This is a genomic window from Streptomyces sp. NPDC053069 (genome assembly GCF_044546895.1).
Taxonomy (GTDB): Bacteria; Actinomycetota; Actinomycetes; order Streptomycetales; family Streptomycetaceae; genus Streptomyces.
This window is the reverse complement of record NZ_JBITZN010000011.1, coordinates 99694-113247: the sequence shown is the minus strand read 5'-3', so window position 1 is coordinate 113247 and position 13554 is coordinate 99694. Positions and strand designations below refer to the sequence as shown.

At 70.1% G+C, this 13554-nt stretch carries 11 protein-coding genes; 6 read left to right on the top strand and 5 right to left on the bottom strand.

All coding sequences use genetic code 11. From position 1 onward, the window contains the following. The first annotated feature begins 84 nt into the window (after positions 1-84). From ACIGXP_RS25275 to ACIGXP_RS25260, 4 genes are all read left to right on the top strand, one after another. Positions 85-1515: a family 2B encapsulin nanocompartment shell protein gene (locus tag ACIGXP_RS25275; RefSeq protein ID WP_363215727.1), complete on the top strand. Its 1431-nt coding sequence runs from the start codon at positions 85-87 to the stop codon at positions 1513-1515. 1037 nt (positions 1516-2552) lie between these two features. Beyond that, on the top strand, positions 2553-3728 hold the full coding sequence (locus ACIGXP_RS25270) for a family 2 encapsulin nanocompartment cargo protein terpene cyclase (protein WP_399772110.1): 1176 nt from the start codon (positions 2553-2555) through the stop codon (positions 3726-3728). A gap of 77 nt (positions 3729-3805) precedes the next feature. Then, positions 3806-4681, top strand: coding sequence for a geranyl diphosphate 2-C-methyltransferase (locus tag ACIGXP_RS25265; RefSeq protein WP_399771774.1), 876 nt, complete (start codon positions 3806-3808; stop codon positions 4679-4681). A gap of 121 nt (positions 4682-4802) precedes the next feature. Further along, the gene (locus ACIGXP_RS25260) at positions 4803-6149 is read left to right on the top strand and encodes an FAD-dependent oxidoreductase (protein WP_399771772.1); all 1347 of its coding nucleotides are present in this window, start codon (positions 4803-4805) and stop codon (positions 6147-6149) included. Here ACIGXP_RS25260 and ACIGXP_RS25255 read toward each other — a convergent pair. Next, the gene (locus tag ACIGXP_RS25255; protein ID WP_399771770.1) at positions 6130-6252 is read right to left on the bottom strand and encodes a DUF397 domain-containing protein; all 123 of its coding nucleotides are present in this window, start codon (positions 6250-6252) and stop codon (positions 6130-6132) included. The genes ACIGXP_RS25260 and ACIGXP_RS25255 overlap by 20 nt on opposite strands. 136 nt (positions 6253-6388) lie before the next feature. On the opposite strand from ACIGXP_RS25255, the gene ACIGXP_RS25250 reads away from it, so the two are divergent. Further along, positions 6389-6835: an ATP-binding protein gene (locus tag ACIGXP_RS25250; RefSeq protein ID WP_399771767.1), complete on the top strand. Its 447-nt coding sequence runs from the start codon at positions 6389-6391 to the stop codon at positions 6833-6835. Positions 6836-7022: 187 nt separating this feature from the next. Next, positions 7023-7688, top strand: coding sequence for a DUF4097 family beta strand repeat-containing protein (locus ACIGXP_RS25245; RefSeq protein ID WP_399772106.1), 666 nt, complete (start codon positions 7023-7025; stop codon positions 7686-7688). 104 nt (positions 7689-7792) lie between these two features. Here ACIGXP_RS25245 and ACIGXP_RS25240 read toward each other — a convergent pair whose 3' ends face one another. From ACIGXP_RS25240 to mmsA, 4 genes are all read right to left on the bottom strand, one after another. Further along, positions 7793-9457, bottom strand: a complete 1665-nt coding sequence (locus ACIGXP_RS25240; RefSeq protein WP_399771765.1) for a pyridoxal phosphate-dependent aminotransferase — start codon at positions 9455-9457, stop codon at positions 7793-7795. 102 nt (positions 9458-9559) lie between these two features. Continuing rightward, positions 9560-10732, bottom strand: coding sequence for an aldose epimerase family protein (locus ACIGXP_RS25235; protein ID WP_399771763.1), 1173 nt, complete (start codon positions 10730-10732; stop codon positions 9560-9562). Between the two features lie 26 nt (positions 10733-10758). Then, positions 10759-12003: a multiple monosaccharide ABC transporter permease gene (mmsB, locus tag ACIGXP_RS25230; RefSeq protein WP_363217513.1), complete on the bottom strand. Its 1245-nt coding sequence runs from the start codon at positions 12001-12003 to the stop codon at positions 10759-10761. Next, positions 12000-13550, bottom strand: coding sequence for a multiple monosaccharide ABC transporter ATP-binding protein (gene mmsA / locus ACIGXP_RS25225; protein WP_399771761.1), 1551 nt, complete (start codon positions 13548-13550; stop codon positions 12000-12002). The genes mmsB and mmsA overlap by 4 nt, the downstream gene beginning before the upstream one ends. Between the last annotated feature and the right edge of the window lie 4 nt (positions 13551-13554).

The following is a 13554-nucleotide window of genomic DNA, read 5'->3' as shown; positions in this document are numbered from 1 at the left end:
AGCGAGCTCTGCTACTTCTGTGTACGCAGCGTGACGACAGCAGGTCGTCGCGTCTCCCCGTGCCATGGAAGACGAGGTAGAGCCATGCCCCTCGACACAGTGACCGCAGCGGCGGCGGCCCCGGAGTCGGAGCAGCAGCGCGAGCAGCAGAGCCTCAGCACCGCGGCGGCGCGCAATCTCGCCACCACCACCAAGTCCGAACCCCAGATGCAGGGCATCAGCTCCCGCTGGGCGAGCCGCATCCTGCCCTGGGTGAACGTGCCCGGCGCGACCTACCGGGTCAACCGCCGTCTCTCCTTCACCGTCGGCGACGGCCGGGTGAGCTTTGTGAAGACCGGCTCCAAGGTCCAGGTGGTACCCGAGGAACTCGGCGAACTGCCGCTGCTGCGCGGTTTCTCGGACGCCGGCGCGCTCGGTGCGCTGGCCGACAAGTTCGTGCAGAAGGAGTTCGCCCCCGGCCAGGTCATCGTCCAGGAGGGCCGCAAGGCCGACCAGGTGTACCTGATCGCGCACGGCAAGGTCGAGAAGATCGGCGAGGGCCCGTACGGCGACGAGTCCGTGCTCGCACTGATGGCCGACGGGGACTCCTTCGGCGGCCAGGTGCTCGCCGGGCAGGCCAAGAAGTGGGAGTTCACGGCCCGTGCCCTGACCGCCACCACGGTGCTCGCGCTGCCGATGACGGCGTACAAGGCGGTCGCCGACCGCCACGAGGCGCTGCGCCGGCACGTGCAGCACATCAGCTCCAACGGGCAGCGCAAGCTGAACCGCTCGGGTGAGGCGGAGATCGAGCTCAGCTCGGGGCACGTGGGCGAGCAGACGCTGACCCAGACCTTCGCCGACTACGAACTCACGCCGCGCGAGTACGAGTTGAGCGTCGCCCAGACGGTACTGCGGGTGCACAGCCGGGTCGCCGACCTCTACAACGAGCCGATGAACCAGACCCAGCAGCAGCTGCGGCTGACCATCGAGGCGCTGCGCGAGCGGCAGGAGCACGAGCTGATCAACAACGAGGAGTTCGGCCTGCTCAACAACGCCGAGTTCGACCAGCGGATCTCCACGTACTCGGGCCCGCCGGCCCCGGACGACATGGACGAGCTGCTCAGCATGCGGCGCAAGACCCGCTGCTTCCTCGCCCACCCGAAGGCCATCGCCGCGTTCGGCCGCCAGTGCAACAAGCGGGGCATCTACTTCGGCAGCGTCGAACTGAACGGCAACCACCTGCCCGCCTGGCGCGGAGTGCCGCTGCTGCCGTGCAGCAAGATCCCGATCACCGAACAGGGCACGACGTCGATCATCGCCATGCGCACCGGCGAGGACGACCAGGGCGTCATCGGCCTCTACCAGACCGGCATCCCGGACGAGGTCGAGCCCGGCCTCAACGTCCGCTTCATGGGCATCGACGAGAAGGCGATCATCTCCTACCTGGTCAGCACTTACTACTCGGCGGCCGTCCTGGTGCCCGACGCCCTCGGCATCCTGGAGAACGTCGAGATCGCCCGGACGAACGGGAGCTGACGACGGTGTCGTTGATCTCCCGGGTCACGGCGCCCGCCGCGGCCCACGACATGGCGGGTCTGGTACGGGCCCTGCTGTCGGCGGGGCCGCCACCGCCGGCGCCGGCACCGACGCGCCCGCCGTCCGCCGGGCCCGCCGCGCCGCCCGAGCCGGGCCTCCCGCCGCGCCCCACAGGCCTGGGCACATCGGCGGCACGCGCCCTGACCGGCACGGCCACCACCCCGCCCCGCACACCCACGGTCCGAGGAACGACCCACACGGGCACGCTGCCGCTGCCACTACCGTCTCCCGCGCCGGACCGACCGGCGGGGCTGTATGCGCCGGGGGCTGTGCAGTTGGCGGGGGTGCGGTTGCCTGCGGCGGCTGGTTCGGAGGCGGTGTCTTCGCTTGGGGCGGCTCGGACGGGGTCTTCGCCTGCGGCGGCCGGTCCCGGGGCGGTGCCTTCGCTCGGGGCGGCTCGGACGGTGTCTTCGTCTGCGGCGGCGTGTTCCGGCGCGGTGTCTTCGGCGGCGCGGCCAGGGCCGGTGTCTTCGGCTGCGGCGGCTGGTCCGGGGGCGGTGTCCTCGCTTCCGGCGGCTGGTCCGGGGGCGGACGGAAATGCGGCGGGTGGTCAACCGCCGACGGCCGGGAGCCCGGCGGAAGCGCATCCCCCGACGGCCGGGAGCCCGGCGGAAGCACATCACCCGACGGCCCGGCCGCCGGCGGACGCGCAGCACCTGACGGCCCGGCAGCCGGTGGAGGCGCATCAGCGGCGGGCCGGGGAGCCGGCGGGGGTGCATGCCCCGGATGCCGGGCAGCCGGTGGCAGGCGCCGTGCCGTCTCCGGCCGGGCTGCCCACCGGGCCCACCGCACTGGGCGCCTCGGCTGCGGCCCTCGGCCGGGTCCGGCTGGGCACGGATACGGCCGCCCTCAGGCCCGTCCGGCTCGATACGGATACGGCCGCCCTCAGGCCGGTTGGGCTCGGCGAGGACGCGGCGGCCCCCAGGCCGGTTGGGCTCGGCGAGGACGCGGCGGCCCCCAGGTCCGTCGGGCTCGGCGTGGGCACGGCGAGCCTCGGTCCCACCGGACTCGTCACTTCGGCGGCAGGGCTTGGTCCCACCGGGCTCGGCACTTCGGCGGCAGGGCTTGGTCGAGTCGGACTCGGTGGTTCGGTGGCAGGGCCTGCTCGGCGCGGTTCCGGCTCGCCGGTGGCAGACTGCCGTGCCCCCGCCCCCGAGCCCCGCCGGGAGGCGTCGGCGCAGGGCTCCGATCTCGGACGGCGGCTGCACTGTCCGCCGGCCGTGCGCGACGACCCCGCCCTGGGCGAGACCGTCACCGAGCGCCTGGTCGAGTGGGCCGAGGAGATCGGGATCTACCCGGGCCAGCTGGACAAGATCCGCACGGCCGACTTCGGCCGGCTGATGATGCTGGCCCACCCCGAGACCGACGACCCCGACCGACTGCTCGCGGCGGCCAAGTGCGCACTGGCGGAGTGGGCCGTGGACGACCACTACGTCGACGGCGAGGTCGAGGAGGCCCGCCCGGAGCAGCTCGGCCAACGGCTCGCCATCGCCCACTCGGTGATCGACCAGGCGAACCTCCCGCTCGCCTACGCCCCCCAGTTGGAGGAGGTCGTCACGGCGGACCCGGTCATGAGGGCCCTGCGCGACAGCCTGCGCAACCTCCACGGGTACGCGACGACCTCACAGGTGCGCCGGCTCCGCCACGAGCTGGGCATCATGTTCGTCGCCTACGGCCAGGAAGGCTACTGGCAGTCCGCCGGGCACACCCCGCCGGTGTGGGAGTACCTGATGCACCGGCACGAGAACAGCTTCATCCCGTGCATGGTGCTCGTCGACGCGATCGCCGGGTACGAGATCCCGTACGGCGAGTTCGCCGACCCCCGGGTACGGCGCGCGTTCACGCTCGCGGGCACCGCCACCGTGATCGTCAACGACCTCTACTCCATGGCCAAGGAGAAGGGCCCGACGGATTTCAGCCTGCCCCGGCTGATCGCCGCAGAGGACGGCTGCTCGCTGGAGGAGGCCGTCGACCGCACCGTCGACATCCACAACGAGCTGATGCTCACCTTCGAGGCCGAGGCGGCGGCGCTCGCCCACACCGGCTCCCCGGAACTGCGCCGGTTCCTGGCCGGCACCTGGGCCTGGGTCGGCGGCAGCCGGGAGTGGCACGCCAGCAGCGGCCGCTACCACGGCACCGCCCAGGCCGCCTGACCCGAGCCCCCCGCCCCTCTCCCTCCCTCCGTGCGTCTCCCGCGCATCACCACCCGAGTCCCCCGTAAGGAACCCCCATGTCCAAGATCTCCACCCAGATGGAAAGCATCGCCATGGGCGATGTGCTGCGCACCGACTACCAGAAGTCGGTCGCGGAGTACTGGAACAAGGAGAAAGACCCCGTCAACATCAAGCTCGGCGAGGTCGACGGCCTCTACCACCACCACTACGGCCTCGGCGAATGGGACCCCTCGGTCCTCGCCGGCCCGCCCGAGAGCCGCGACCAGCGCATCATCGAGGAACTGCACCGCCTGGAGACCGCACAGGCCGAGGTGCTCCTCGACCACCTCGGCGACATCACCCCGGACGACCGTCTGCTGGACGCCGGTTCCGGCCGCGGCGGCACCAGCTTCATGGCCAACGCGCGCTTCGGCTGCCACGTGGACGGCGTCAGCATCTCCGAACAGCAGGTCGGCTTCGCGAACGAGCAGGCGCGGCAGCGGGGCGTGGCCGACAAGGTCCGCTTCCACTTCCGCAACATGCTCGACACCCGTCTGGAGACCGAATCCCGCCGGGCCATCTGGACCAACGAGACGACCATGTACGTCGACCTGTTCGAACTCTTCGCCGAGTTCTCGCGCCTGCTGGAGTACGGCGGACGCTACGTCTGCATCACCGGCTGCTCCAACGACGTCACCGGCATGCGCTCCAAGGCCGTCAGCAGGATCGACGAGCACTACACCTGCAACATCCACCCGCGCAGCGAGTACTTCAGGGCACTCGCGGCGAACAACCTGGTGCCGATCCAGGTGGTCGACCTGACCCCGGACACCATCCCCTACTGGGAACTGCGCGCCAAGTCCTCCGTGGCCACGGGCATCGAGGACTCGTTCCTGACGGCCTACAAGGAGGGCAGCTTCCACTACCTCCTCATCGTGGCCGACCGGATCTGACATTACGGCGTGCAGGCCCATGGGCGCATGATCGTGGGCCTGCACGCGCTCCCCAGGTGCTTCCCGAGCCCCGTACCGGGACTCTCGGCGGTGCCGTTGACTCGGGTGGATGGGAAACGACATGAGAACAGAACACCCCTGGCGCAAGGCCATTGTCATCGGTGGCGGCTACGCGGGACTGGTGACGGCCCGCGTGCTGTCCGACTTCTTCAGCGAGGTCGTCCTCGTGGAACGGGACGCCGTCGACGAGGACACCGGCGTCCATCCGGGCGCTCCGCAGGGCTACCACGCGCACGCGATGCTGGCCAAGGGCGGGGAGATCCTGGAGAGGCTGTTCCCGGGACTGCGAGAGGAGTTGAGAGGAGCGGGAGCGCCGGTCTTCGACTACGGAGAGGGCATCGACTTCCTGCTGCCCGTGGGCCGCGCGCCCCGGCACCGTACGGGAGTCCGGATCCAGACCTTCACCCGTGACGAACTGGAACGCCGCCTGCGCCGCAAGGTGCTCGCGCTGCCCCAGGTCAGGCTGCTTCCGTCCACCCGGTGCACCGGGCTGACCCGGGACTCCTCGGGCCGGATCGCCGGCGTGGCGTGCCAGTCGGAGAGCGCGGAGCCCTTCGAGCTGGCCGCGGACCTGGTCGTCGACGCCTCCGGACGGTCCAGCTCCCTGACCGACTGGCTGGGCACCCTGGGCATCACCGTGCCGCCCAAACGGACGGTGAAGGCGAAGATCACGTATACGTCGATGAACTTCGACCGGCCGCACCAGAGCCAGCCCGGCCACCCGGACTTCTACGTCGCCTACCAGATGCCGTTCGCTCCCACCGTGCCCCGGGCCGGGGTCCTGCTCGCCGTGGAGCGCGACCGCTGGACCTGCTCCCTCTTCGGCTTCCAGGACCAGCCGCCGACCGACGACGAGGGCTATCTGGCCTTCGCCGAGACCCTGAAGAACCCGCACCTGGCCGAACAGATCGGCCGACGTACCGTCCAGGAGCCCACCCGCCGCTACACCAACACCGAAAACCAGTGGCGGCCCTTCCACGCCGTGAAGGACTGGCCGGACCGCCTCATCGCCGTCGGAGACGCCGTCTGCGTCTTCAACCCCGTCTACGGCCAGGGCATGACGGTGGCCGCGATGGAGGCGGAGCTGCTGCACGACATGCTGAAGCGCCGCCGCGCCTCCGGGCAGCTGGACGGCCTCGCCGGCGGTTACCAGAAGAAGCTGGGCCGACTGCTGCTGGGCCCGTGGACGCTGTCCACCAACTCGGACCTGATGTGGAACCCGGCCGGCCAGCCCCTCGCCGCGCGCTTCGCCCACTGGTACAACACGCGCCTCTTCCACGTGGCGGTGAAGGACGCGGCCGTATGGACGAGGTTCGTCCGCGTGGTGAACATGGTGGCCTCACCGGCCCTGCTGTTCCATCCCTTGGTGGCCCTGAAGGTCCTGACGGTCACACCCCGACGCGCGTGAGGAACGCGGACCACGCCGTGGGGGACAGGGTGAGGGTGGCGCCTTCCCTGTCCTTCGAGTCGCGGACGTGGAGGGTGGCGGGGGTGCGGGCGACTTCTTTCACGCCGGAGACGAGGAACCCGCCTCGCCAGCCCTCGCAGTGGGCGAACCACCTGACCTCGATCCGCCTGTCGTCCAGTGGCGGAAGCTGCTCTCGCCGTGCCTGGTGAAGTCCTGTTCCCCTCCGATGCATTGGCCCCATGGAAGCCCCCTCCCCGCAGCTCGCCGACCGCACCTTCACCCAGCGTTTCAGCTCCACCCCCCGAGGCGCCCGCCTCGCACGACACCTGACCCTCGCCCAGCTCGACACCTGGGGCATCCCGCACGGCACCGAAACCGCGGAGGCCGTCACCCTGATCGTCGCCGAACTGGCCGCCAACGCCGTGACCCACGGCCGGGTGCCCGGGCGGGACTTCGAGCTGCGCCTGTTCCTCCGGGCCGGCGGCATCCGAGTCGAGGTGACCGACACCCGCGCCGAGCGCCGCCCGCCGGCCCCCGGCCAGGTACCCGATCCCACGCCCCTCGCGGAAGCGGGACGCGGGCTGTGGCTGGTGGACGCGGTGGCCGATCGGTGGGAGGTGGTCGACCGGGACCCACCGCGGAAGACGGTGCGGGCCGAGATCGACGTGACAACGGGGTGCGGGTAGCGTTCAGCGGCAGTCCATTGCAACGAAGCGAAAATTGCATTGCGTTACCTTGCAGGGTGGTTGCAACACTTTCATGGCACTTACCTGCAGGTATGTCAATCGAACGCAATGAGAACGTTGCGCTGCCATGGAAAGCAACGTAGCTTTTCCGGTGTCAGAAACGAACCAGCGCGCACCGGAGACCACCATGCAGAAGTTCGACACCCCCGCCCCGATCTCCGCCGTCCTGCACATCCCCGCCGGACGCATCCAGCTCATCGCCGCCGACCGCCCCGACACCGCCGTCGAGGTCCGGCCCGCCGACCCCGCCAAGAGGCGCGACGTCCAGACCGCCGAGCACACCGACGTCTCCTACGCCGACGGCGTCCTGCGGATCACCACCGCGGAACCCAAGAACCAGCTCTTCGGCCCCTCCGGCGCCCTCGACGTCACCGTCAAACTGCCCGCCCACTCCCGCGTCGAGGCCCACACCGCCGGCTGCGAACTCCGCGGCGTCGGCCGCCTCGGCGACGTCACCTTCGAAGGCGCCCACCGCCGGACAAAGATCGACGAAACCGCGAGCCTGCACCTCACCGCAACCGACGGCGACATCGAAATCGGCCGCCTGGGCGGCCCCGCCCGGATCAGCACCGCACGCGGCGACATCCGCATCACCCAAGCCGCACACGGCACCGTCGAACTGCGCACCCAGTCCGGCGACATCACCATCGGCGCCGCCGCCGGCGTCTCCGCCACCCTGGACGCCGGCACCAGCTACGGCCGCATCAGCAACACCCTCAAGAACACCGGCACCCCCGCACTCGACATCCGCGCCACCACCTCCCACGGCGACATCACCGCCCACAGCCTCTGACTCCCGGCCGAGTGCAGCGCCCCGCAAGGGGCGCGGGGAACTGCGCGAGCAACCACGACGAACCAGCAGCCGCCCGCACCCAGCACCCCACGGCGAGCGGGCGTCTAGGCCCCCGCCGCATTGGGCCAGCTCTGCGCATTGGGCCACCCCGTCGCCGGGGCCGGAGTCAGACCGGTTGCCGGCGCCGTCATTCCCCGCACCTGAGCCGCCGTGAGCCCACCCCGGGCCGGCACCCCGGGCGGCGTCGGCGCGACAGCGGCCGCAGGAGCCGGAACCGGAGCAGGCGCAGGCATCGGTGCCGGCTGAGGCGCCGCAGGCACAGGCACCGGCACCGGCTGCGGCACCGGCGCCACAGGTTGCTGGGCCGGAGCTGCCATCGGCTGGGGCGCCGCGGGCAAGGGCTGCTGGGCCGGAGCCGGCTGAGCTGCCGCGGGCACCGGCGTCGGCTGAGGCGCCGCAGGCAGGGGCTGGGCCGCGGCGGGCAACGGCTGAGGCGCCGCAGGCAAGGGCTGCGGTGCCGTCGGCAGTGGGGTGGGTGTCGGCTGAGGCGCCGCAGGCATCCCGCGTCCGTTGGTCTCGCTCATCAGCCGGTCCACCGCCGCCGTACCCGAGCTGTAGCTGGTCCCGGTGCCCAGCTCGGGCACGGCGGCTCCCCTCCTGGACCCGTAGAGCACCTGTTCCAGGCCGGACACCAGGCGACGCACGTCGACCTGGGGGCGCACCACGAGTCTCAGGAAGCGGCTGGACGAACCGATCTTGTTGCCGCACTCTCGGACCAGAATCCGGTGCTCGGTGAGCATCCGGTCCCGGACCAGCGTGCCCTCGGCGCCGACGGGCAGGCGCACGAAGAGGAAGTTCCCTTGGGACGGGTACACCGTCAACCCCGGCAGCGCCGACAGATGGCTGGCCATCTCCAGCCGGTCGCGGCGGACTTGCTGCAGGCTCTGCGCGTACTCGGCGCCGTGCTCCTTGAGCATGAACACCACGTGCTCGGCGAAGGAGTTGAGGTTCCACTTCGGCAGCATCGCCCGCACCTTCCCGGCGAGCGCCGGGTTGGCGACCAGGTAGCCGAAACGCACGCCGTGCAGACCGAAGTTCTTGCCGAGGCTGCGCAGCACGATCACATTGGGGCGGAGCATGGCCTCCTGGACGACGCTGGGATCGGCCTCCGCGTCGGCGAACTCCAGGAAGGACTCGTCGATCACGATCAGGTCCAGGTCCGCCATCGCGTCCATGAACTGCACCACCGACTGCTTGCGCACATAGCCGCCGTCGGGGTTGTTGGGATTGCAGATCACCGCCACCCGGGTCCTGCGCGCCCGGATGAACTCGGCGTACTGCGCGAGGTCCAGCGCGAACCCGCTCGCCTCCTGGAGCGGGAACATGTCGACCCGCTTGCCGGTCTCCATGGGCTGGTCGGTCCAGCGGCCGAACGTGGGCACCGGGACGGCGAGGGACTCGCGCACCAGCAGGTGGTCGATCCAGGTGATCAGTTCCGTGGAGCCGTTGCCCATCGCCACGCACTGCGGCGGCAGCTGGAGCAGGGAGCACAGCTCACCGGTGATGGTGTCGGCGCTACTCGGGTAGTACGTGATGATCTCGCGCAACCGGGCCGACAGTTCGTCGTACATGGCCGGCGTCGGGAAGTACGGGTTGCACGGGATGCAGAAGTCCACCGGGCCGGTCCCGTCGCCCTCGCGCGTCAGCGCCGCCATCGAGGGGCTGTGCGCGGCGCCGCCGCGGAACAACGAGGTGACGTTGCCGGCCAAAGGAGACCTCCGTTCAGGGTGGCCCGTGCGGGGGAGCACGGGCCGCCCATGGATACGGAGGGGACGGCAGTGGCGTTCAACTCACCTGCTGTGTGAGCCGGTTCACGCCCCGAACGTGTGGACCGTCGTCGTCCGGTACGTCTGTCCCGGCCGCAGCACGGTGGAGGGGAAGTTCGCGTGGTTCGGCGAGTCCGGGAAGTGCTGCGTCTCCAGGCACAGGGCGTCGCCCTGGCGGTAGGTGCGGCCGCCGGTGCCGGTGAGGGTGCCGTCGAGGAAGTTGCCGGAGTAGAACTGCAGGCCGGGCTGGTCGGTGGCGATCCTCAGGGTGCGGCCGGAACGCGGGTCGCGCAGGGTCGCCACATGTTCCGGGCGCGCCGTGACGCCCTTGTCCAGGACCCAGTTGTGGTCGTAGCCCTTGGCCTGCACCTGCTGGACGTGTCCGGCGCGGATGTCCCGGCCGATCGTCTTGGCGTGGCGGAAGTCGAACGGGGTGCCCGCGACCTTCGCCAGCTCGCCGGTCGGGATGAGGCCCGAGTCGGTCGGGGTGTAGCGGGAGGCGGCGATCCGCAGCTCGTGGTCCTCGATCGTGCCGCTGCCCTCGCCGGCCAGGTTCCAGTAGACGTGGCTGGTGAGGTTGACGACGGTCGCCTTGTCCGTGGTGGCCTCGTAGTCGATGCGCCACTCACCGTGCCGGGTGAGGGTGTACGTCACCCTCGCCTTGAGCGTGCCCGGGTAGCCCATCTCGCCGTCGACGCTGGTGTAGTGCAGGTGCAGGCCGACCTCGGAGCCGTCGGCGAACGGCTCGACGTCCCACACGTGCTTGTCGAAGCCCTGCTTGCCGCCGTGCAGGCTGTTCACTCCGTCGTTGACGGAGAGCTGGTAGCTCTTGCCGTCCAGGGTGAACCGCCCCTTGCCGATGCGGTTGCCGTACCGCCCGATCAGGGCGCCGAAGTACGGGCTCCTGGCGACGTAGTCGGCGATGTCGCCGAAGCCCGCGACGACGTTGGCGTGGTGACCGCGGCGGTCGGGGACCTCCAGGGTCTGGACGATGCCGCCGTAGTTCAGCACCTTCAGCCGGGTGCCGCCGTTCTCCAGCGACCAGCGGTAGACCCTGGTGCCGTCGGCGAGCTTGCCGAAGGGTTCCTTCACCGGCTTCCTTCCCGAGCCTGCCTGTGCGCTCGTGGCGGCAGCGGCTGATGTCGTCGTGCCGAGGGTGGTGGCGGCGATGCCGGCCGCCGCGGCTCCAGCGATGACCGTGCGTCTGTTCAGTTCCATGTGATGCGGCTCCCTCTTCTGGGCGCTTACGAACCGGACTTGCGCTTGTTCCACACGTCGAACCCGACCGCCACCAGCAGGGCCAGGCCCTTGATGACCTGCTGCCAGTCGGTGCCGACGCTGAGGAGGTTCATGCCGTTGTTCAGCACGCCGAGGACGAGACCGCCGATGATGGCGCCGAGGACGGTGCCGACACCGCCGCTCATGGACGCGCCGCCGATGAACGACGAGGCGATCGCCTCTAGTTCGAAGTTGACGCCCGCCTTCGGCGAGGCCGCGTTCAGCCGGGCGGCGACCACCAGACCGGCCAGGGCCGCGAGCACGCCCATGTTCAGGAAGACGTAGAAGGTGACCTTCTTGTCCTTCACGCCGGACAGCTTGGCCGCCGGCAGGTTCCCGCCGATCGCGTAGATGTGCCGGCCGAAGACCGCGTTGCGCATGACGTAGCCGTAGCCGACGACCAGCGCGCCGAGGATGATCAGCACGATCGGGGCGCCCTTGTAGCTGGCGAGCAGCAGGGTGAGGACGAGGACCGCCGCCACCAGGGCCGTCAGCTTGAGCAGGAAGAGGCGGGTGGGGACCACGTCCAGGGAGAACTCCTGCTGGCGGCGGCGGTCGCGGAACTCCTGCCGTACCACGGCCGCGATCAGGACCAGCCCGAGCAGCAGGGTGAGGTTGTGGTAGTTGGTGTTCGGGCCGGCCTCGGGCAGGAAGCCGTTGCCGATCTGCTGCAGGCCGTCGGGGAAGGGGCCGAGGGTCTGGCCCTTCAGGAGGATCTCCGTGAGGCCGCGGAAGAGCAGCATGCCGGCGAGCGTGACGATGAAGGACGGTATGCCCAGGTAGGCGATCAGGAAGCCCTGGATCGAGCCGGCCGCCGCACCCACCAGCAGGCACAGGACGAGGGCGACCGGCCAGGAGAGCCCGTGCTGCACGGTCAGTACGGCCGCGAAGGCGCCCACGAACGCCGTCAGCGAGCCGACCGACAGATCGATGTGGCCGGCGATGATCACCAGCATCATGCCGATCGCGAGGATCAGGATGTAGCTGTTCTGCAGCACCAGGTTGGAGACGTTGCGCGGCAGCAGCAGATCGCCGCCGGTCCAGAACTGGAAGAGGACGACGATCAGGCCGAGCGCGATCAGCATCCCGTACTGCCGCATGTTGCGGCGCAGACCGCCGAGCGCCAGCTGCAGCAGGCCCTCGCCGGCGCCCGATCCGTCCTTGCCCGGCGGTGCCGCGGCCGGGCTCTTGTCGGTGACGTCCGTGCTCATCGCGTTACCTCTTTGTCCTTCGTCATATGACGCATCAGCACTTCCTGCGTGGCCTCGGCCCGCGGCACCTCACCGGTCAGCCGTCCCGCGGCCATCGTGTAGATGCGGTCGCACATGCCGAGCAGTTCGGGCAGCTCGGAGGAGATGAAGACGACCGCCTTGCCCTGGGCGGCCAGCTGGTCGATGACCGTGTAGATCTCGTACTTGGCGCCCACGTCGATGCCGCGGGTCGGCTCGTCCAGGATCAGCACGTCGGGCCCGGCGAAGATCCACTTGCTGAGGACGACCTTCTGCTGGTTGCCGCCGGACAGCTTGCCCACCGGCTCGAACACGGTCGGCGCCTTGATGTTCATGGACTTCCGGAAGCCCTCGGCGACCTGCCGCTCCTCGTGCTCGTCCACCACGCCCCGCTTGGCGACCTTGTCCAGCGCGGTCAGCGAGATGTTGCGGTTGATGGTGTCGATGAGGTTGAGGCCGTAGTGCTTGCGGTCCTCGGTGACATACGCGATGCCCTGCCGGACCGCCTCGGCGACGGTCTTCGTACGGATCTCGGTGCCGTCCTTCAGGACCGTGCCGCCCGCGTACCGGCCGTACGTCCGCCCGAACACGCTCATCGCCAGTTCGGTGCGGCCGGCGCCCATCAGGCCGGCGATCCCGACGATCTCCCCGCGCCGCACGCTGATCGACACGTCGTCGACGACCTTGCGCTGCTGGTCGATCGGGTGGAACACGGTCCAGCCGCGGATCTCCAGCGCCGGTGCCGCGCCCTCCTCCGGCTGGTGCGGGGTGCGTTCGGGGAAGCGGTGGTCGAGGTCGCGCCCGACCATGCCGGCGATGATCCGCTCCTCGGTGGTCTCCGGTGCCTTCACATCGAGGGTCTCGATGGACCGGCCGTCCCGGATGATCGTCACCGAGTCGGCGACCTTGCGGATCTCGTTGAGCTTGTGGGAGATGATGATCGAGGTGATGCCCTGGTTCTTCAGCTCCAGGATGAGATCGAGGAGTTTGCCGCTGTCCTCGTCGTTCAGGGCCGCCGTCGGCTCGTCGAGAATCAGCAGCTTCACCTTCTTCGACAGAGCCTTGGCGATCTCCACCAGCTGCTGCTTGCCGACGCCGATGTCGGCGACGCGGGTCTCCGGGTGCTCGTGCAGACCGACCCGGCGCAGCAGCTCGGTGGCGTGGCGCAGGGTCTCGCGCCAGTTGATGAGGCCGCCCCGGGCGTGTTCATTGCCGAGGAAGAGGTTCTCCGCGAGGGACAGATGCGGCACCAGCGCCAGCTCCTGGTGGATGATGACGATGCCGCGCTGCTCGCTCGCCCGGATGTCCTTGAAGGCGCAGACCTCCCCCTCGAAGAGGATCTCGCCCTCGTAACTGCCGTGCGGGTGGACGCCGGAGAGCACCTTCATCAGGGTGGACTTGCCGGCGCCGTTCTCCCCGCAGATGGCGTGGACCTCGCCCTGCCGGACGGTCAGGGTGACGTCCGACAGCGCCTTGACACCGGGAAAGGTCTTGACGATCGAGCGCATTTCCAGGACGGGTCCCGCCATGGTC